Source organism: Pseudomonas sp. IT-93MI4 (assembly GCF_949767635.1).
Taxonomy (GTDB): domain Bacteria; phylum Pseudomonadota; class Gammaproteobacteria; order Pseudomonadales; family Pseudomonadaceae; genus Aquipseudomonas; species Aquipseudomonas putida_A.
The window spans coordinates 37,926-56,308 of the sequence record NZ_CATKPP010000002.1 but is presented as its reverse complement, the minus strand read 5'-3'; the positions used below and the strand labels follow the sequence as shown (position 1 = coordinate 56,308).

Below are 18,383 nucleotides of genomic sequence, written 5' to 3'. Positions count from 1 at the left end.
TCTATGCTCGCCCTCGGCAAACTGCTTGAACTGACCCTCGCCGGCCGCGAACCGGCGGAGAAGACTCAACTGACTGTCGAAGGCGTGCGCATGCGCTGGTTGAGCGAGGGTGCGCTGGAAGTCCGGCCTCCCGAAGCGCGTGACAATGGCCTGGACCTGCTGCTGTCGGCAGGCATCCACGGCAATGAAACAGCGCCGATCGAGTTGCTCGATCGGCTGCTGCATGACATCGCTCGCGGCGATCTGAAGCCGCGTGCACGCATTCTGTTCCTGTTCGGCAACCCGGAAGCGATTCGCAAGGGCGAGCGCTTCGTCGAGCAGGACGTCAATCGGCTGTTCAACGGCCGGCATGAACAAACCAGCGGTTCCGAAGCCATCCGCGCCTGCGAGCTGGAACGGCTGGCGGCGAGCTTCTTCAGCCTGCCGGATCGGCAGCGCCTGCACTACGACCTGCACACCGCCATTCGTGGTTCGAAGATCGAGCAGTTCGCGCTGTATCCGTGGAAGGAAGGTCGCCAGCATTCGCGCCGCGAGCTGGCGCGTCTGCGCGCCGCCGGGATGGAAGCGGTGCTGCTGCAGAACAAGCCGTCGATCGTGTTCAGTTCCTACACCTACGACAAGCTCGGTGCCGAGGCTTTCACCCTGGAACTGGGCAAGGCGCGGCCGTTCGGGCAGAACGAAGGGGTGGATGTTTCACGTCTGGAAACTCGTCTGAAGCAGATCATCGAAGGCAATGAGCCGGATCTGGCAGCAGAGGGACTGGATGGTTTGCAGCTGTTCAGCGTCGCCCGGGAAATCATCAAGCACAGCGATGCGTTCCGCCTGAACCTGCCAGCGGACATCGAAAACTTTTCCGAACTGGATGTGGGTTATGTGCTGGCCGAAGATCTGGCCAATACCCGCTGGGTCATCGAGGAAGAGGGCGCGCGGATCATCTTCCCTAATCCCAAGGTCAAGAACGGCTTGCGTGCGGGCATCCTGATCGTGCCGGCCACCGACGAACACTTATCCTGAGAACACCTCAGACCCCATGTGGGAGCGGGCTTGCTCGCGAAAGCGGTGTGTCAGTACACAGATTCGTCACTGACACACCGCTTTCGCGAGCAAGCCCGCTCCCACATTTAGATTTGAGTGAGGTTTGGGGCCGCGCTCGACCCAGACAGGCTCAGACCGCTACAGCTCGCGGCTCACTGCGACGCAACGCACGAACCTTCTGCAGCGTATCCGCGCAAGTCCGCGCCGCTTCCTGGCCCTTGTGCACGAAATGCTCGAAGAAGAATTTCTGATGTTCTTCACCGGCATGGAAGTGGTGCGGGGTCAGGGACACCGAGAACACCGGTACTTCGGTTTCCAACTGCACTTGCATCAGGCCGCTGACCACTGACTGGGCGACGAATTCGTGACGATAGATGCCGCCATCCACGACCAGAGCGGCCGCGACGATGCCGGCATAACGGCCAGTTTTGGCCAGCAACTTGGCGTGCAGGGGCATTTCAAAGGCGCCGCCGACTTCGAAGAAGTCGATGTCCGATTCCTGATAACCCTGAGCCAGCATTTCGGCGACGAAGCCTTTACGGCTCTGGTCGACGATTTCCTTGTGCCAGCAGGCCTGGATGAACGCAACGCGCTCGCCGTGAGGGTGTTTGGTTTTGCTGTCGATAGCGGTGGGTTGCATGTTCTGACTCCTGTTTGTGTGAAAAACAGGGCGTTATGAATTGAAAGGGATTCAAGGGTACGCACGAGCACACAAGCGCGCGGGCGGCCCATTGGCGTCAATCCCGTTCTCTCTTCATCCGGACTATGACCGTCGGCCCCGGAATCACACCGGGTCTGCTGACCTTGTCGCCGATCACAGCCTTTGCCGTGTTCGTCGCCAAGCGCTCGCGGGCTATGCGCATTGCGCGCAATTACCGCCGGTGGGGAATTGCACCCCGCCCTGAGAACGTTTTTGCCGCCCTTTCTCGGGCGGCGCAGCGTTTTTATCACATATTTTCCGGCCTTGCACAGAACCTGTGGGAGCGAGCCTGCTCGCGAAAGCAATGTGTCAGTCAGCAGATGTGTCACTGACAGACCGCTTTCGCGAGCAGGCTCGCTCCCACATTGGGTTGCGTCCTTTCAAGGAGTAATGTGCTTTTTCTCATTCAAGGGTTGATTAATCGGCGCCATGACCGCAGTAATTCACCTTCGAAAAGGGATTTCCCCTGCTGACCAGAGGCCAGGTTCATGAGCGTTATCGATCTTCGCAGCGACACCGTCACCCAACCGACTCCTGCCATGCTCGACGCGATGACGGCGGCGGCTACCGGTGACGATGTGTACGGCGAAGATCCGACGGTCAATCGTCTGGAGGCGGAACTGGCAAGTCGCCTGGGGTTCGCCGCCGCGCTGTTCGTGCCGACCGGCACCATGAGCAACCTGTTGGGCCTGATGGCGCACTGCGAACGTGGCGACGAATACATCGTCGGCCAGCAGGCGCACACCTATAAGTACGAGGGCGGCGGCGCGGCGGTGCTCGGTTCGATCCAGCCACAGCCGCTGGAAGTGCAGGCCGACGGTTCGCTGGATCTGGATCACGTAGCAGCGGCGATCAAGCCCGATGACTTTCACTTCGCCCGTACCCGGCTGCTGGCGCTGGAAAACACCATGCAGGGCAAAGTGTTACCGCTGGAGTATCTGGCCCGCGCGCGTCAATTCACCCAAGACCACGGTCTGGCCCTGCATCTGGACGGCGCGCGGCTGTACAACGCGGCGGTCAAGCTCGGGGTGGATGCTCGCGAGATCACGCAACATTTCGATTCGGTATCGGTGTGCCTGTCCAAGGGCCTCGGCGCGCCGGTCGGTTCAGTGCTGTGTGGCACTGAGCAGCTGATCGGCAAGGCCCGCCGCCTGCGCAAAATGGTCGGCGGTGGCATGCGTCAGGCCGGGTTGCTGGCAGCGGCGGGGCTGTATGCGCTGGATCACCACGTTGAGCGCCTGGCGGATGACCATGCCAACGCCCGGTTTTTGGCCGAAGGCTTGCGCGAGGCCGGGTTCAGCGTCGAGCCGGTGCAGACCAACATGGTCTACGTGCAAATGGGCGATCAGGCCGAAGCGCTCAAGGCGTTTGCCGCCGAACGCGGGATCAAGTTGAGCGCCGCTGCGCGCTTGCGCATGGTCACGCACATGGACGTCAGTCGCTCGCAAATCGAGCAAGTGATCGCGACATTCGTCGAGTTTTCGCGCAAGTGACAGCGTTAGCCGTCCAATTGACCGTTACTATCGTATAAACACGCTGTACCCCGCGCGAAGGGCCGATATAATGCGGCCCTTTGCCGTCGTTTCGTCTGTTGACGTTTCGTACAGGCCTTTGGCCGCAGCCTCCGTGGAAGAACCTAATGAAAAGCGCAGAAATCCGTGAAGCCTTCCTTCGCTTCTTCGAAGAGCAAGGCCACACCCGTGTAGCCTCCAGCTCTTTGATTCCGGGCAACGACCCAACCCTGCTGTTCACCAACGCGGGGATGAACCAGTTCAAGGACTGCTTCCTGGGCCAGGAAAAGCGCGCTTACACCCGCGCAACCAGCAGCCAGAAGTGCGTGCGTGCCGGTGGCAAGAACAGCGACCTGGAAAACGTCGGTTATACCGCTCGTCACCACACATTCTTCGAAATGCTCGGTAACTTCAGCTTCGGTGACTATTTCAAGCACGATGCGATTACCTTCGCCTGGACCTTCCTGACCGGCGTTCTGAAACTGCCGAAGGAAAAACTCTGGGTCACCGTCTACGCCTCCGATGACGAAGCGTATGACATCTGGACCAAGCAGATCGGCGTGCCGGTCGAGCGCATGATCCGTATCGGCGACAACAAAGGCGCGCCTTACGCGTCCGACAACTTCTGGACCATGGGCGATACCGGCCCGTGCGGCCCATGCACCGAGATTTTCTACGATCACGGCGACCACATCTGGGGCGGCCCACCGGGTTCGCCGGAAGAAGACGGCGACCGTTACATCGAGATCTGGAACAACGTGTTCATGCAGTTCAACCGCACCGCCGATGGCGTGTTGCATCCGTTGCCAGCGCCGTCGGTCGACACCGGCATGGGCCTGGAGCGGATCAGTGCGGTGATGCAGCACGTCAATTCCAACTACGACATCGACCTGTTCAAGAACCTGCTCAAAGCCTCGGCTGAAGCGATCGGCTGCGAGAATGGTGACCAGTCGTCGCTGAAAGTGGTGTCCGACCACATCCGTTCCTGCGGTTTCCTGATCGCCGACGGCGTGCTGCCGTCCAACGAAGGTCGCGGCTACGTGCTGCGTCGGATCATTCGTCGCGCCTGCCGTCACGGCAACAAGCTCGGCGCTACTGGCAGCTTCTTCTACAAGATCGTCGCTGCGCTGGTCGCCGAGATGGGTGAAGCCTTCCCGGAACTGAAGAAGCAGCAGAGCAACATCGAGCGCGTACTCAAGGCCGAAGAAGAGCAGTTCTCCAAGACCCTGGAGCACGGCCTGAAAATCCTCGAGCAGGATCTGCTGGAACTCAAAGGCACCGTGGTGCCGGGCGACGTAGTGTTCAAACTCTACGACACCTACGGTTTCCCGATGGACCTGACGGCCGACATCGCTCGCGAGCGCGGCCTGACCGTCGACGAAGTCGGCTTCGAGCGTGAAATGGAAGCCCAGCGTGTTCGTGCGCGTTCCGCCAGCTCGTTCGGTCTGGACTACAACACCCTGGTCAAGGTTGATGTGGCCACCGAGTTCACCGGTTACAAAGACACCAGCGGTTCGGCAAAAATCGTCGCTATCTATAAAGATGGCCAGTCGGTCGACGTCCTGAGTGAAGGCGAAGAGGCGGTGATCGTGCTGAATCAGACGCCGTTCTACGCTGAATCCGGCGGCCAGATCGGTGATTGCGGTTTCCTCCAGGCGGGCAACGCGCGTTTCGACGTCCGTGATACCACCAAGACCGGCGGCGCCTTCCTGCACCACGGCGTGCTGGATTCCGGCAGCCTGACCATCGGCGCGCCAGTGGAAACCCACGTCGATGCCGAGGTGCGTCACGCGACCTCGCTGAATCACTCCGCAACTCACTTGCTGCACGCTGCATTGCGTCAGGTGTTGGGCGAGCACGTTCAGCAGAAGGGCTCGTTGGTGGATAGCCAGCGTCTGCGCTTCGACTTCAGCCACTTTGAAGCGATCAAGCCGGAGCAGATCAAAGCGCTGGAAGACATCGTCAACGCCGAGATCCGCAAGAACTCCGCAGTTGAAACTGAAGAAACCGACATCGAAACCGCCAAGCAGAAAGGCGCGATGGCGCTGTTCGGCGAGAAGTACGGCGACAACGTGCGCGTGCTGAGCATGGGCGGCGATTTCTCTGTCGAGCTGTGTGGCGGTATCCACGCCAACCGTACCGGCGACATCGGCCTGCTGAAGATCATCAGCGAAGGCGGTGTGGCATCGGGTGTGCGTCGTATCGAGGCAGTCACCGGTGCTGCGGCACTGGCCTACTTGAACGCTGCAGAAGAACAACTCAAGGAAGCGGCCAACCTGGTCAAGGGCAGCCGCGACAATCTGATCGACAAGCTGTCGGCCGTGCTGGAGCGCAACCGCGCGCTGGAAAAGCAACTCGAGCAGTTGCAGGCCAAGGCTGCCAGCGCCGCGGGCGACGATCTGTCGAACTCGGCAGTCGACGTCAAGGGCGTGAAGGTTCTGGCCGCACGCCTGGATGGTCAGGATGGCAAGGCGCTGCTGGCGCTGGTCGATCAGCTGAAAAACAAACTCGGCCGCGCAGTGATCCTGCTCGGCAGTGTCCATGAGGAAAAGGTCGTACTGGTTGCAGGCGTAACCAAAGACCTGACTGGCCAACTCAAAGCCGGTGATTTGATGAAACAGGCTGCTGCGGCAGTGGGCGGGAAGGGCGGTGGTCGTCCGGACATGGCGCAGGGCGGCGGTGTTGACGCCGGCGCACTGGATGGCGCACTGGCGCTGACCGTTCCATTCGTCGAGCAGGGTTTATAAGACGGCCCGCCGGGTCCGCAGTCTAGTGGCGGGTCCGGCGGCTGTTCGAGTGATTATTGGGCGCCCTTCATGGGCAGAGGCGGCTTTGAAATGGCTTTGATCGTACAGAAATTTGGAGGCACCTCGGTCGGCACTGTCGAGAGAATCGAGCAGGTCGCCGACAAGGTTAAGAAATTCCGCGATGCCGGCGATGACCTGGTGGTTGTGCTGTCTGCAATGAGCGGCGAAACCAACCGTCTGATCGATCTGGCCAAGCAAATCAGTGGCGACGTGCAACCGGTTCCGCGTGAGCTGGACGTGATCGTCTCCACCGGTGAGCAGGTGACGATTGCCCTGTTGGCCATGGCGCTGATCAAGCGCGGTGTGCCGGCGGTGTCGTACACCGGTAATCAGGTGCGGATCCTGACGGACAGTGCGCACAATAAAGCGCGTATCTTGCAGATTGATGACCAGAAGATTCGCGGTGATCTGAAAGCAGGTCGCGTGGTGGTTGTCGCCGGTTTCCAGGGCGTCGACGAGCACGGCAACATTACCACCCTCGGCCGTGGCGGTTCCGACACCACAGGCGTGGCACTGGCGGCTGCCTTGAAGGCTGACGAGTGCCAGATCTACACCGACGTCGATGGTGTCTACACCACTGACCCGCGCGTGGTGCCGGTCGCTCAGCGTCTGGACAAGATCACCTTCGAAGAGATGCTGGAAATGGCCAGCCTCGGTTCCAAGGTGCTGCAGATCCGTGCGGTGGAATTCGCCGGCAAGTACAACGTTCCGCTGCGCGTACTGCACAGCTTCAAGGAGGGTCCGGGCACCCTCATTACTATTGATGAAGAGGAAACCATGGAACAGCCGATCATTTCCGGCATCGCTTTCAACCGCGATGAAGCCAAGCTGACCATCCGTGGCGTGCCAGACACCCCGGGCGTAGCGTTCAAGATTCTCGGCCCGATCAGTGCCGCGAACATCGAAGTCGACATGATCGTGCAGAACGTTGCGCACGATAACACCACCGACTTCACCTTCACCGTGCACCGCAACGACTACCAGGCCGCACAGACCGTGCTGGAAAACACCGCTCGCGAGATCGGTGCCCGGGAAGTGGTGGGCGACACCAAGATTGCCAAGGTCTCGATCGTCGGCGTCGGCATGCGTTCCCACGCAGGCGTGGCCAGCCGCATGTTCGAATCCCTGGCCAAGGAAAGCATCAACATCCAGATGATCTCGACGTCGGAAATCAAGGTTTCCGTGGTGATCGAAGAGAAGTACCTGGAGCTGGCCGTGCGCGCCCTGCACACGGCTTTCGAACTGGACGCGCCGGCCCGTCAGGGCGAGTAAATCCGGTCACCTGAAGGGCGCGGTCTGACCGCGCCCTTTATTTTTTGAATGGCGCGAGCCCTGAACTGTTCTTTTGCTCGCGCTGGTCAATACTCAGGCATGTAGGGCTACGATCGCTCCGGTTGTAGGTCGGGTGCCTTTTTTTTGCAGACTGTTGTCCCTGAAATGAAATGCGTGAGGAGAAAGGTATGCTGATTCTGACTCGTCGGTGCGCAGAAAGCCTGATTATCGGTGATGGCGAAATCACCGTGACCGTGCTCGGCGTCAAAGGAAATCAAGTGCGCATCGGCGTCAACGCCCCGAAAGAGGTTGCCGTGCACCGTGAGGAAATTTACCTGCGTATAAAGAAAGAGAAGGACGAAGAACCAAGCCATTAATTTTTATCGATTTTTATGTTTGCAAACGGGGAAGAAGGTGGTTAATATACGCCCCGTGTTGCGGAGAGCTGGCCGAGTGGCCGAAGGCGCTCCCCTGCTAAGGGAGTACACCTCAAAAGGGTGTCGGGGGTTCGAATCCCCCGTTCTCCGCCATTATTTGCTTAGTACGTTGTAATCTGGCTTTTTCTGTAAGTTGTTGAATTTATTAGAAAAAGTGGTTGGAATAGAGATTAGACGGGCTATAATGCGGCGCAACAAATGCACTCGTAGCTCAGCTGGATAGAGTACTCGGCTACGAACCGAGCGGTCACAGGTTCGAATCCTGTCGAGTGCACCATTTAAGAGTTGTTTATAGCGATATAAAGAACTCGGCTTCAGCCAGTTGTGGTCTGGTTTAAAAACACAAATGCACTCGTAGCTCAGCTGGATAGAGTACTCGGCTACGAACCGAGCGGTCACAGGTTCGAATCCTGTCGAGTGCACCATTTAAGAGTCGTTTGTAGCAATACAGGCAACTCGGCTTCAACCAGTTGTGATCTGGTCTAAAAACACAAAATGCACTCGTAGCTCAGCTGGATAGAGTACTCGGCTACGAACCGAGCGGTCACAGGTTCGAATCCTGTCGAGTGCACCATATTCAAGAAGCCCGCGTTTAACGCGGGCTTTTTGTTGCCTGCGATTTGGCTTTTCCTTTCACGCATCCCTTCTCGTCAAAATCGACTTGAGCACTTCGGCCTCTTTTCAGGTCATAGCGATAGCTAGTCGTCGACGTTCGAATATTCACCTTGTCCGGTTTGCCGAGCGCGCTCTCGACATCCTGTTGGCTCATGCCGGCAATCACTCGTTGATTGATGATTGCTGCGCGGCGCTGCCTGGCATCGATCAGGTTGCCGCATTTGTCCGCCAGGCGGCCAACGATGCCCGGTTCACGTCCCCTGATTGTCATACCGGATATTTCCTCATGGTTGTGTTCCGGCATGATCGGTACGACGGATCCGGGCGAGTAAGGGTGAACCTGTTGCTCTGAAAGCTGCTCGTCGCTCGCACAGCTCAGGGTCGTGAAGGTGATGCCGCCGTCGGCAGCCTCGCATCGGTGAAGGGTGGTGGCGGCTCCGGCGGGTGGCAGGCAGAGCAGGCTGGCGACTACAAAAAGGGATGTTCTGGATAGCATTCGACGTCCTCCATGACGGTCTACGCTCAAGGGTAGTCGCTACATTTTTCAACGCCGGTGTGTTTTCTTTTCAAGATGAGTCGTCGCATCTGCACGGGTCAGGACAGCGCTCAACTTTGTCGCGCAAGCACTTGTTTCGACCGCGATTTTTTAACGTTTAAAACCGTCAGGCGGTGTATCATTGCGCCCGTCAGCCCCGCCGGGGCTTATGGAAAACCTCCATGGACTTACCCAGTAGTTACTCAGTAGCCCGTTTCACCAATCATGAATTGACTGATTGATCCTTCCGGCGTGCCCCGCTGCTGGGAGTGGAGTTCGCCTATGTCCGAAATCGAAGTAAAGAAAACCCAGGAAAGCCTGCAGGATCGCCTGGCTCAGGTCGTTGAGCTGCTGCAGCGCCAGAAGGTCGTCGAAGACCTGACTCATCGCCAGGAAGGCGCGCACCACGACCGGGTCGAGAACCTGGTTCACCGGCAGAACCTCGTCGAGCTGCAACGCAAACTCGATGATCTGCACTCCGCCGACGTTGCCTACATCCTTGAAGCCTTGCCGCTGGACGACCGTCTGACGCTCTGGCAACTGGTCAAGGCTGATCGAGACGGCGACATTCTTCTCGAAGTATCCGATTCCGTTCGTGAAACGCTGATCGCCGACATGGACGATCACGAGCTCCTGGCTGCGGCCAAGGACATGGACGCCGACGAACTTGCTGACTTGGCCTCCGAGCTGCCGCGAGACGTCGTCCATGAGCTGATGGAGACGCTCGACCAGCAGCAACGCGAGCGCGTGCGTTCGGCCCTGTCCTATGACGAGGAGCAGGTCGGTGCGCTGATGGACTTCGAGATGGTGACGATCCGTGAGGATGTCAGCCTCGAAGTGGTTCTGCGTTACCTGCGTCGGCTCAAAGAGCTGCCGGGCCATACCGACAAACTGTTCGTGGTCGATTACGACGGCGTGCTCAAGGGCGTGCTGCCGATCAAGCGTCTGTTGGTCAACGACCCGGAGAAGCAGGTTTCTGAAGTCATGGCCAGCGATCCGGTGAGTTTTCACCCGGACGAAGACGCCTATGACGCGGCTCAGGCGTTCGAGCGTTACGACTTGATCTCGGCCCCGGTGGTCGACAAGAACGGCAAGCTGATCGGCCGTCTGACCATTGACGAAATGGTCGACCTGATTCGTGAGGAGAGCGAAAGCGAAGTCCTCAACATGGCGGGTCTGCGCGAAGAGGAAGACATCTTCGCCTCCGTCTGGAAATCCCTGCGCAACCGTTGGGCGTGGCTGGCGATCAACCTCATCACTGCCTTTGTCGCGTCGCGGGTGATCGGTCTGTTCGAAGGCTCGATCGAGAAGCTGGTGGCGCTGGCGGCGCTGATGCCGATCGTGGCGGGTATCGGCGGCAACTCCGGTAACCAGACGATCACCATGATCGTGCGTGCCATGGCGCTTGACCAGGTCAGCACCGGCAACACCTCGCGTCTGATGCGCAAGGAGCTGGCGGTAGCGTTGATCAACGGTCTGGTCTGGGGCGGGGTGATCGGTGTGGTCGCCTACCTGCTTTACGGCAGTTGGTCGCTGGGCGTGGTGATGACGGCGGCGATGACCCTCAACCTGCTGCTCGCGGCGCTGATGGGGGTGTTGATCCCAATGACGCTGGCCAAGATGGGCCGCGACCCGGCGATGGGCGCCAGCGTGATGATCACGGCCATGACCGACAGTGGTGGCTTCTTCATCTTTCTGGGGTTGGCGACGATCTTCCTGCTCTGATTCTATGCAACGCAAAAGCCCGCCAATTGGCGGGCTTTTTTGTGCCTGTGTAGTTATCTGTAGTGAGAGGATTTATCCCCGATGGGTTGCGCAGCGACCCCGGAAGAGGGCCTGCTGCGCAGTCCGTCGGGGATAAATCCCCTCACCACAAAGTCTGCCTTGGATTGTCGTGATTAAAATCCGGGTAAAAAAAAGCCAGCACTTAAGCTGGCTTGAGATGTTCGATGTAGCTCAGGACGCGTCTGCGGCCATCTCGGCGTCGTGAGCGATCAGCGACACCAGTGCGTTCTGTTGACGGTGTGACAGCTGACGGAAGCGTTGCAGCAGCTCACGCTCGTGCAGCGAAAGCTCCGGGCTGTCCAGGCGCATGCTCAGCTCTTCGCCCAGTGCGCCTTCCTGAATAAGACTCTGCTCAAGGCGCGCAATGATTTCGGAGTTCATGCTGCGATGATGATTGCGAGCCACCTCGGCAATGCGTTCACGCATCCCGTCTGGCAGACGTACGACGAACTTGTCAGCCGTACGGCTGGAATAAATTGCCTGTTTCAATGGGCGCATATATTTAACCGGTTAGTTCAGGGGAGCGGTTCTCGGGATTGGCCGCAGGATGTGTGGTAGGACAAGCATCCGCGCCAAATGGTTCAACCTGAATTGTTAAGAGGCGCGCATCATGCCTCAAAATTGCCAGATCATTGGCGTCAATTCTGTGACAAATATTGAGCTGGGTAAAGGCGTAATGCCAGCACCAATTATCAGAAATGCGGACTGGTTGGAAAACTTTGCCTTGGTCCGCATCAATGACCGCTTCCGGGTGCACATCTGTTGATGTCCGAAGACGTCAGAACGTGCATGCTATGCGGCTTTCAATCCTTGTTCCTTACCTGTACAGGATAGTGGCAATTTGCCGATTTACTAGGGCAAACACCCGTTGGAGGGCGTTTTCAGGATGGATGGCAGGCTTATTTATCTGATGGGACCCTCCGGTTCAGGCAAGGACAGCCTGATCGAGGCCGCGCGTGAGCCTTTGCGCGAGTTGAACTGCGAAGTCATGCGTCGAGTAATTACCCGATCCGCGGAATCGGTGGGTGAGGACGCCATCGGCGTGACGCCCGAAGAGTTCGAGCGACGCCAGCAAGCCGGGGATTTCGCGCTGGCCTGGCAGGCCAATGGGCTGGCTTATGGCATCCCGGCAGAAATGGACGAGCGGTTACGCGCTGGGCGATCCGTGGTGGTGAACGGCTCACGCGCTAACCTGCGTCAGGCGCTTGAGCGCTATCCAAGCCTGCTGCCGGTGCTGCTGACGGTCAAGGATGAGGTGTTGCGTGAGCGCCTGCTCAGACGAGGGCGGGAGACGCCTGAGCAGATCGATGCAAGGCTGGCGCGCAATGCGCTGTTCAAGGACAGAAGAGCAACTGACTTGCCCGTGCATCTGATCGACAACTCGGGCGACCTGGCGGACGCCGTCAAGCAACTGCTGGGCTTGATCCGTCTTAACGCAGCACCGGATCAAACTTGATCCTGCGCCCGGCCACCAGGGCCAGCACAAACAACACCGCAAACACGCCGCAGCCAATCAGGGGCAGGGTGACTGAGGTTTCCTCGAACAGCGAAAAATGCACAACGCCACTCAATAAGGCGAGGATCAGAAATCCTGCGGCTGATCTGGACATGCTGTACTCCTGAAGATATTTCAAAAAACCAGACGTTCGGTGTCGCGCGTCGGCATTGCTTGCTCAGGCTCATTGACTGCCTGCGCCGCGTAGTCGCTCTGATCGCTCAGCACCGCCAACTGCGGCGCTTTCTGCACCTGCAAATAATGCGGCATACGCTGAGCTACCGGTTCAGCACTCTCTGGAACAAAATGAAAGCCAACCAAAACCGCCAGTGCGATAGCGTTTGCGAGCAGGAGAGTGCTGTTCATGGGGCGGACTCCGTTTGTGCTGTTGTGAGAACAGACAAAGCAGCCGTCGTGCCAACAGTCTAACTGCTGTTAAGTCCTTTAAAAACAAGGATTTGCAAGGTTTTTTCATAAGGCGCGGGTTGCAATCTGCAATGATGGCTTTTTGAGGTAGTGCAAATTGCACGGTAAATGTTCTCGCAACCTTGCAGGGCGCCTGCCTACACTTAAAAAGCCCACGGACGACATGACAAATCAAGGGCTGGCCGTTAACATGCACGCCGTCCGTCGCGCCGAGTCCAGCCGCGACAACTCAGTGTCTCAGTAGCTCAATTGGATAGAGCATCCCCCTCCTAAGGGGAAGGTTGGCAGTTCGAACCTGCCCTGGGACACCATATAAAATAAGGTTTCTAGCTATTTTAGCGTGTTGCGAGGTTTTTCCGTGACAGCAGGGTGGCAGCAATCGCAGATGTAAAGAGCCCTGTTCAGGATTGTGCCTAGCAGGGCTTTTTCGTAACTGTGACCTCATATCAAGGAAAGGTATGGATACGCCAATGAACTTCGCCCTGACGACACTTGCTTCTGCAGGAGTGACCACAGCTCTCTTGGCGGCACTCGGCTGGTTGCTCAGAACCTGGATAGGGGAACGCTTCAAAGCGAGCGTCAAGCATGAATACGATGACCGACTAGAAAGACTAAAAAGTGAGCTGAGGGCGCAGAGCGACTTGGATCTTGCTGCTCTGAAGTCGGAAGTGGATCGACAGGCTGAGAAGCTAAAAATAGCAGCGCTGTCCTTCTCAGACGTCCAAAAGGCCACAATTCCTCGGAAGATTGACGCTGTCGATAATTTGTGGGAAGCCGTTAGACAGGCGCGGAACTATATTCCAGGCGAGCTCTATGTCTGCGACGTGCTCACTGACGACGAGCTAACTGATATGCGTAAGACTGTCCCGCTGAACGACTTGCGTCTGAGGCTGCTGGATATTGACGCAGTAGAATTGTCCACTCGATTGTTTGGAGACGCTGAAAAAATACGTCCTCATGTAGGCGAGTATATCTGGGCGTTGTTTGCGACCTACCATGGTCTCTTGAGCAGAATACTGTTTCTGATTTCTGGTAAAAACGAAGATCGCAGATGGTACAGAGACGAAAATGTTCTGCGTCTGATCGCGTCGGCGTTCGGCCAGAATCGAGTCGATGTATTTCGCTGCCTCCAGTCGAATCGTTATGACTGGTTGAGGAGAGAGTTTGAAGGTCTGCTTTTCGTTGCTTTTGAGCACCTATTGAACGGTAAGGCTTTTAGTGAGGCGGCTCTCCGTCAAGCTCAGGATATGGAGAGCCAGCTTGTACGCGCTAAACAGGACCAAGGCTAGTTAGGATATTGCGTCCCTGATTCTCAAAACGGTAGTTGTCGAGCAATCTGCGTGCCGCGCGGTAGCACGTATACCTAAACCGGCTTTTAGTAACTCTTTAACGCGCTTGTGTAGCTCAGTGTCTACTGGCCGGCCCTGATACTTGCCCTCGGCCTTTGCCTTCTCGATGCCTTGGGCCTGTCGCTCGCGGCGCTGCTCGTAGTCCTTGCGCGCGATTGCCGCCATCATTTCCACCAACATCGAGTTGATGGCACCCAACATCCGGCCGGTGAACTCGTCGCCTTTGGTGTCCTGCATTCCTTGGTGACTGGTCGGCAGATCGAGCGCGACGATGCGCAAGCCTTTGGAGTCGATTGCAGCTTTGAGCTTCTGCCAATCTTCCACAGGAAGGCGTGAGAGGCGGTCTATCGACTCCACCAGCAGGACGTCACCCTTGCGCGCATCTTTGAGCAGGCGCAGCAGTTCAGGCCGATCTGCCGACGCTCCGCTGGCGTTCTCCAGGTACACGCTCGCGATCACCTTGTTATGGTCGGTGGCAAATTGCTCGAGCGATGCCCGGGCGCGGCCGGCGTCCTGCTCTTCGGTCGATGCTCGGAGGTATGCGCGGATGAACATGATGTGCTGTCCGTATCAGTTAAGGTGTTCTACTAATACTGTTGCACTTTGAGTGTCACTTATCAAGGAGATTGCGCAAATAAAGACGAATTTGCGTGTATCAGCTCAGGCATACTCATAACGGACTGATCTGCGTCAGCCCGCTAGGTGAGAGGGGGGGATTAGGCGATATCGTTGGTCATCAACACTCGGCGGATAGCATCTCGATTTCCACCGCTGAATTGTCCAGGCTCATGTCCGATCTTGGATTCAATGTACGAATCCAGATCGCTAATCTCTGGCAAAAGCTCTCTATTTAATTGCATGGAGATTGAATATATTCTTTTGCTTTTGGTCCCAATAGAAATTTCTAAGTCCCCGGGCAATCTGATGTTTTTGAGTGTTTCAGATTGGGATAAATAGCGAAACTCGATGTGAAAAACAAAGTTTTTTGCATCGATATTTTCTCGATTGGATCTATACGCAATCGGTACATCAGATGGTGAAAGCATAAAGTGGGTTTTAGATCCGTTGAACTCTTCATGCTTGCTTGGCTGATTTATATCTTTTTGAGAAATGCTAATCCAACCCGTGCTCATCGCGCTTTCTCCAAAAGTTGACCAACCAATGCTACTGTCAAATCATAATTTAGCACTGAATCTGCAGTCACACCATTCGGGAGTCGACTGTCAAGGACAATCACTCCCCAGATCGTTCCAGAGACCATGATGGGAATGGCCGCAATCGAGCGGGGCATTGGCCGGCGGGCTTTTATATATTTTTCGACCATTTCACGGGTGCTATATGTCGCTTTGGCATAAGTGATGATGTCTCGAGACTTTGGCGTTCCGCTATTGATCGATGGTAAATTTTCCTTAACCACCACTTGATTGCTTGTCCAAGCTTTTGCCGCCACGCTTTCACAGTCATCGCTACTATCGGATGTGTAAAACACGGCTGATGATTTCTGAGAAAGATGGCCGGACCGTAGAACAGGTATTAAGTAGTCGGAGAAAGGTGATTTTGTTCCCCAAGGTTTTAGTATTGAATTTGAACTCCAGTGACGAACGAAAAGACAGTTCTTTTTGTGTTGGAATAGAGTAACTCGATGGTGGTCGGTCGCGTCATCTGGATCTTTAGTGAAAGCCTTACCTTGATATTCATCCAGAATGAATTTAAGTTTTTCCCAAATCCACGGGTCACCGCGTCTGCGGTGGAAATAACTTAGGATAACCAAGGCGCAGATCGTCGCGTAAATTGGTATGGCATATTCCTGCAAGAACTCAACCACTCTTACAACAATTGGTCTGTTTTTTAGCCAGCCCGACTCAACATCTGATCCCGTAGCTACCCCCATTACAGCGGAGGTGAACACTGCCGCTGCATATACCAGTTCGGAGGCTTTATAGATAAGCTTTCTCGTTGCGCCAAATCCCTTCATAGGATCTTCAGTCCTGTAGTGTTCGACGGCTATGCCACCCTCATTGGGTAGTCTTGTGCGTTCAAGCTCAAACAAATCGCGGTGCTTGTGATTGCTATTGCGCCAGCATGTATTGCTTCAGTGTGGCGTAAAATTCGAATTTCATAGCGAAAAATACTCAATTTATTCAATCGCAGGCACTGCTACGACTTGTCCTCCGCATGGATCGATGCGGAGATGATTATGCCGCCCCGCCTGCGCTCGCAGATGCAGATCGGCAAAGGGTTGACGCTGGCGGTTGTGTTCTTAGCACTACCGAAGGCGTAGGACGGAGCATTTTCCGGCGATGAGCTTTGTTTGAGACCGGTAGCCTCGATGGGATTTGAGTTGGCTTCAAACCCACATTAAGAATTATATGATCTTATCCAGTGTTTTTAGGGTGCACCTCAGGTGATACACATAACCGGATTAAACGGAACTGAAATAGTTGGTTTTGGCGGATCGGAAGAGGGATTTTTTGTAGCAGTAAGTCGGGGGAAGGCAAAGTGATACAGCAGCTCAGGCGAACGATTTATCCTCAATCTGAGGTCGGGTGCGGGGGCGTGCACTGGAGAGTGGTGGGACTTCCTCAATTTGAGGAACACTCCCCCAACGGGGAAAGTTGAGCGGCCCAACCCCCATTGGGGGCTGGACCTGCCATCCCATTGCGGTAGGGCAGGTGTAGCGACACGTTTCGCGGGATCTGAAAACGTGTCGCGTACTTGATGATCCAGATTTGGATGAGTCTTCCCCCAGCGGGGAAATACCTCGGATATGAGGGGTTTCGAACTACCGAGAAATCCTCGGCAGTTCGCGGACAGGGCAACGTGAGAAAATCCCACTTTGGTTCGGATGGCTCAAATGTGGGCCATGATCACAATTTCATACGCCTGCTCCAGCCTGCTGTCTGGAGCTTATCTGCCGGCAAAATCGTTGTATTTACCGCTCAGGAAAGGAGCGAAGGTCTCACTCGAATCCTCAATCACACCGATGGCTATCAATAAAGTGTCAGATATACCCTCCACCGGATACTCGTGCAGCAAATCTAATAGTTCATTTATTTCTGATATAGAGCGCACAGAAAATACCATTGTATAAGTCTGCACGGTCCCATCTTTTATGTGTCTGTTAGCTGACTCTGTAATCATCTTTATAGATGATTTAAATATGGCCCGACTGATCGTGAAGGGTCTTGTTTCATATCCGCTTCTGTAGTTGGAGTGCTCGATCAATAAATCAAATTTATCATCCGGGACTGGAGTTCCTCCAAGAGAAAGAATCCAGCTATGCATCATGTTTTTATTAGCTATCGCGTTTGTTAGAAACTCTTTGTAGCTTTCTTTTCGTATAATATTTTCTATTGAGGTGTCACGAACATCTTCTAGTGTAGTCTCTGATATTTCTGTCTTCAAAAAGTCTTGCGCGTATTGCATGAAGCTTTCAGGGTTATACATTATGAAGGTGCTTATGCCACCTATTAAGCTGGCTTCCTCGATTAGTTCTGGTCTAGGTCCAATGGTTTTCGTTCCCTCAAGATTGTACTTAAGCCACCAATCTTCTTTAGCGTCATCTGTTACGAATATAATTTTCGTTTTGTTTTGAGATTTTGCAAAGTCCAGAAGCTGCGTCCAGATTAGGTAGTCCCCATACTTGCGTTTGTACACAATGCCTGAGTGTACGAACTCGTCTGGAGAATCCTCGTCCTTTTTGCTATCCATATAGCCAGGTGGGGTTTTGAATTTGTAACGTTGCTCAGCAGCCTTGAATAGATCATCAACAGTTTTCTGATCGACTGGAGATGGTCCGACACGATTTTCAAAGAGATCCTCAATTCGATTTTTTAGGATGTCTGGTGCGGTTAACTTTTGCTGTGTTTTTTGCGAGTTATCTAGTTGCTCCAGAAATTTTTGGGCTAGGTTGTCAAACTCCACAGTCAAAGAGTCAAAGTCAATCAACGTGTGCCGCTTTGCAAGGTTCAATCTGGCGGCTTCTGCAGCAACGGCGCTCTTGATTTTTTCAATACTTTTTCTTACTTCGGAAAATTTTTTTCCTTGTGTTGTAATTACTGTGAGTCTATTTCTCTGGAATTCCAATGCTACGTGGAATGGTATCCATATTTTTTCAGATAGTTCTTGCAATACTGAAAGTAATTCGTCTCGAGTGTTTTCCTGATAACGATACAGGTTCAACAACACATTAGTGTCGAACACAAAGACTGCTTCTTTCCATGCAGATTTGAAGTCAATCTGTGTCGATGCATCGTATTGTGGAAAGAGTCCCTTCATGTGCCCTCCAGGCGATTGACACCCAAATGCGTGGGTGGCCATTGAAATGGCATCATCTTGCAGGCTTTTCGTACGATTGTCGAAAGGTGCCAGCAGTAAAGATTGCATCCGATCCGCGAAATCAGCCTGACACGGTCA

At 55.2% G+C, this 18,383-nt stretch carries 17 protein-coding genes, 5 tRNA genes, 1 pseudogene and 1 riboswitch; of the genes and pseudogenes, 13 read left to right on the top strand and 10 right to left on the bottom strand.

Annotation, left to right across the window (positions count from 1 at the left end):
* Window positions 1-3: 3 nt before the first annotated feature.
* Window positions 4-1,014, top strand: a complete 1,011-nt coding sequence (astE, locus tag ACM6I7_RS01220) for a succinylglutamate desuccinylase (RefSeq protein ID WP_096795017.1) — start codon at window positions 4-6, stop codon at window positions 1,012-1,014.
* 151 nt (window positions 1,015-1,165) lie between these two features.
* On the opposite strand, the gene ACM6I7_RS01215 is transcribed toward astE, so the two are convergent.
* A complete protein-coding gene (locus tag ACM6I7_RS01215; protein ID WP_047599675.1) occupies window positions 1,166-1,675 on the bottom strand; it encodes a 6,7-dimethyl-8-ribityllumazine synthase in 510 nt (169 codons plus the stop codon).
* A gap of 101 nt (window positions 1,676-1,776) precedes the next feature.
* Window positions 1,777-1,948: riboswitch (FMN riboswitch) on the bottom strand.
* Between the two features lie 275 nt (window positions 1,949-2,223).
* On the opposite strand from ACM6I7_RS01215, the gene ltaE reads away from it, so the two are divergent.
* The 8 genes from ltaE (at window position 2,224) to ACM6I7_RS01175 (ending at window position 8,336) form a co-directional block, all read left to right on the top strand.
* Window positions 2,224-3,228, top strand: a complete 1,005-nt coding sequence (ltaE, locus tag ACM6I7_RS01210) for a low-specificity L-threonine aldolase (RefSeq protein WP_414887811.1) — start codon at window positions 2,224-2,226, stop codon at window positions 3,226-3,228.
* Between the two features lie 146 nt (window positions 3,229-3,374).
* Window positions 3,375-5,993, top strand: a complete 2,619-nt coding sequence (gene alaS, locus ACM6I7_RS01205; RefSeq protein WP_098965156.1) for an alanine--tRNA ligase — start codon at window positions 3,375-3,377, stop codon at window positions 5,991-5,993.
* A 90-nt stretch (window positions 5,994-6,083) separates the two neighbouring features.
* Window positions 6,084-7,325 (top strand): aspartate kinase, encoded by a 1,242-nt coding sequence (locus tag ACM6I7_RS01200; RefSeq protein WP_025112914.1) that lies wholly within the window; start codon window positions 6,084-6,086, stop codon window positions 7,323-7,325.
* Window positions 7,326-7,513: 188 nt separating this feature from the next.
* The gene (gene csrA / locus ACM6I7_RS01195; RefSeq protein WP_002554426.1) at window positions 7,514-7,702 is read left to right on the top strand and encodes a carbon storage regulator CsrA; all 189 of its coding nucleotides are present in this window, start codon (window positions 7,514-7,516) and stop codon (window positions 7,700-7,702) included.
* Between the two features lie 62 nt (window positions 7,703-7,764).
* Window positions 7,765-7,855, top strand: a tRNA-Ser gene (locus tag ACM6I7_RS01190).
* 107 nt (window positions 7,856-7,962) lie between these two features.
* Window positions 7,963-8,039, top strand: a tRNA-Arg gene (locus tag ACM6I7_RS01185).
* A 71-nt stretch (window positions 8,040-8,110) separates the two neighbouring features.
* A tRNA-Arg gene (locus ACM6I7_RS01180) sits at window positions 8,111-8,187 on the top strand.
* Window positions 8,188-8,259: 72 nt separating this feature from the next.
* A tRNA-Arg gene (locus tag ACM6I7_RS01175) sits at window positions 8,260-8,336 on the top strand.
* An 18-nt stretch (window positions 8,337-8,354) separates the two neighbouring features.
* Here ACM6I7_RS01175 and ACM6I7_RS01170 read toward each other — a convergent pair.
* On the bottom strand, window positions 8,355-8,873 hold the full coding sequence (locus ACM6I7_RS01170) for a cell envelope protein SmpA (protein WP_414887810.1): 519 nt from the start codon (window positions 8,871-8,873) through the stop codon (window positions 8,355-8,357).
* Window positions 8,874-9,194: 321 nt separating this feature from the next.
* Here ACM6I7_RS01170 and mgtE point away from each other — a divergent pair, with 321 nt between their 5' ends.
* Complete coding sequence (gene mgtE, locus ACM6I7_RS01165) at window positions 9,195-10,637, top strand: magnesium transporter (protein ID WP_027612263.1); 1,443 nt, start codon at window positions 9,195-9,197, stop codon at window positions 10,635-10,637.
* 231 nt (window positions 10,638-10,868) lie between these two features.
* Here mgtE and ACM6I7_RS01160 read toward each other — a convergent pair whose 3' ends face one another.
* Entirely contained in the window at window positions 10,869-11,195 is a 327-nt protein-coding gene (locus ACM6I7_RS01160; protein ID WP_003178899.1) for an Arc family DNA-binding protein, read from the bottom strand.
* 388 nt (window positions 11,196-11,583) lie between these two features.
* Here ACM6I7_RS01160 and phnN point away from each other — a divergent pair, with 388 nt between their 5' ends.
* Window positions 11,584-12,153, top strand: coding sequence for a phosphonate metabolism protein/1,5-bisphosphokinase (PRPP-forming) PhnN (gene phnN, locus ACM6I7_RS01155; RefSeq protein WP_330206611.1), 570 nt, complete (start codon window positions 11,584-11,586; stop codon window positions 12,151-12,153).
* Here phnN and ACM6I7_RS01150 read toward each other — a convergent pair.
* Entirely contained in the window at window positions 12,128-12,307 is a 180-nt protein-coding gene (locus ACM6I7_RS01150; protein ID WP_027612267.1) for a PA3371 family protein, read from the bottom strand. The genes phnN and ACM6I7_RS01150 overlap by 26 nt on opposite strands.
* A 20-nt stretch (window positions 12,308-12,327) precedes the next feature.
* Window positions 12,328-12,558, bottom strand: coding sequence for a hypothetical protein (locus ACM6I7_RS01145; protein ID WP_027612268.1), 231 nt, complete (start codon window positions 12,556-12,558; stop codon window positions 12,328-12,330).
* A gap of 294 nt (window positions 12,559-12,852) precedes the next feature.
* Between ACM6I7_RS01145 and ACM6I7_RS01140 the strand changes: the two genes are divergently transcribed.
* Together ACM6I7_RS01140 and ACM6I7_RS01135 are read left to right on the top strand one after the other, a co-directional pair.
* A tRNA-Arg gene (locus ACM6I7_RS01140) sits at window positions 12,853-12,929 on the top strand.
* 159 nt (window positions 12,930-13,088) lie between these two features.
* On the top strand, window positions 13,089-13,907 hold the full coding sequence (locus tag ACM6I7_RS01135; RefSeq protein WP_330206596.1) for a hypothetical protein: 819 nt from the start codon (window positions 13,089-13,091) through the stop codon (window positions 13,905-13,907).
* Here ACM6I7_RS01135 and ACM6I7_RS01130 read toward each other — a convergent pair whose 3' ends face one another.
* From ACM6I7_RS01130 to ACM6I7_RS01110, 5 genes and pseudogenes are all read right to left on the bottom strand, one after another.
* Entirely contained in the window at window positions 13,908-14,522 is a 615-nt protein-coding gene (locus ACM6I7_RS01130) for a recombinase family protein (protein WP_330206595.1), read from the bottom strand.
* A gap of 161 nt (window positions 14,523-14,683) precedes the next feature.
* Complete coding sequence (locus ACM6I7_RS01125; RefSeq protein ID WP_330206594.1) at window positions 14,684-15,100, bottom strand: hypothetical protein; 417 nt, start codon at window positions 15,098-15,100, stop codon at window positions 14,684-14,686.
* Complete coding sequence (locus ACM6I7_RS01120; RefSeq protein WP_330206593.1) at window positions 15,097-15,942, bottom strand: GAF domain-containing protein; 846 nt, start codon at window positions 15,940-15,942, stop codon at window positions 15,097-15,099. The genes ACM6I7_RS01125 and ACM6I7_RS01120 overlap by 4 nt, the downstream gene beginning before the upstream one ends.
* A gap of 182 nt (window positions 15,943-16,124) precedes the next feature.
* Window positions 16,125-16,295 (bottom strand): annotated as a pseudogene (locus ACM6I7_RS01115) (tail assembly protein); the annotation flags it as partial.
* Window positions 16,296-16,874: 579 nt separating this feature from the next.
* Window positions 16,875-18,353 carry a PIN-like domain-containing protein gene (locus tag ACM6I7_RS01110; RefSeq protein WP_330206592.1) on the bottom strand — a complete coding sequence of 493 codons (1,479 nt, stop codon included), beginning with the start codon at window positions 18,351-18,353 and terminating at the stop codon, window positions 16,875-16,877.
* Window positions 18,354-18,383 lie beyond the last annotated feature (30 nt).

What these genes read in the sequence shown, in the direction of transcription:
- astE (WP_096795017.1), top strand. Translation starts at nt 4, where the DNA reads ATGCTCGCCCTCGGCAAACTGCTTGAACTGACCCTCGCCGGCCGCGAA.
- ACM6I7_RS01215 (WP_047599675.1), bottom strand. Translation starts at nt 1,675, where the DNA reads ATGCAACCCACCGCTATCGACAGCAAAACCAAACACCCTCACGGCGAG.
- ltaE (WP_414887811.1), top strand. Translation starts at nt 2,224, where the DNA reads ATGAGCGTTATCGATCTTCGCAGCGACACCGTCACCCAACCGACTCCT.
- alaS (WP_098965156.1), top strand. Translation starts at nt 3,375, where the DNA reads ATGAAAAGCGCAGAAATCCGTGAAGCCTTCCTTCGCTTCTTCGAAGAG.
- ACM6I7_RS01200 (WP_025112914.1), top strand. Translation starts at nt 6,084, where the DNA reads ATGGCTTTGATCGTACAGAAATTTGGAGGCACCTCGGTCGGCACTGTC.
- csrA (WP_002554426.1), top strand. Translation starts at nt 7,514, where the DNA reads ATGCTGATTCTGACTCGTCGGTGCGCAGAAAGCCTGATTATCGGTGAT.
- ACM6I7_RS01170 (WP_414887810.1), bottom strand. Translation starts at nt 8,873, where the DNA reads ATGCTATCCAGAACATCCCTTTTTGTAGTCGCCAGCCTGCTCTGCCTG.
- mgtE (WP_027612263.1), top strand. Translation starts at nt 9,195, where the DNA reads ATGTCCGAAATCGAAGTAAAGAAAACCCAGGAAAGCCTGCAGGATCGC.
- ACM6I7_RS01160 (WP_003178899.1), bottom strand. Translation starts at nt 11,195, where the DNA reads ATGCGCCCATTGAAACAGGCAATTTATTCCAGCCGTACGGCTGACAAG.
- phnN (WP_330206611.1), top strand. Translation starts at nt 11,584, where the DNA reads ATGGATGGCAGGCTTATTTATCTGATGGGACCCTCCGGTTCAGGCAAG.
- ACM6I7_RS01150 (WP_027612267.1), bottom strand. Translation starts at nt 12,307, where the DNA reads ATGTCCAGATCAGCCGCAGGATTTCTGATCCTCGCCTTATTGAGTGGC.
- ACM6I7_RS01145 (WP_027612268.1), bottom strand. Translation starts at nt 12,558, where the DNA reads ATGAACAGCACTCTCCTGCTCGCAAACGCTATCGCACTGGCGGTTTTG.
- ACM6I7_RS01135 (WP_330206596.1), top strand. Translation starts at nt 13,089, where the DNA reads ATGAACTTCGCCCTGACGACACTTGCTTCTGCAGGAGTGACCACAGCT.
- ACM6I7_RS01130 (WP_330206595.1), bottom strand. Translation starts at nt 14,522, where the DNA reads ATGTTCATCCGCGCATACCTCCGAGCATCGACCGAAGAGCAGGACGCC.
- ACM6I7_RS01125 (WP_330206594.1), bottom strand. Translation starts at nt 15,100, where the DNA reads ATGAGCACGGGTTGGATTAGCATTTCTCAAAAAGATATAAATCAGCCA.
- ACM6I7_RS01120 (WP_330206593.1), bottom strand. Translation starts at nt 15,942, where the DNA reads ATGAAGGGATTTGGCGCAACGAGAAAGCTTATCTATAAAGCCTCCGAA.
- ACM6I7_RS01110 (WP_330206592.1), bottom strand. Translation starts at nt 18,353, where the DNA reads ATGCAATCTTTACTGCTGGCACCTTTCGACAATCGTACGAAAAGCCTG.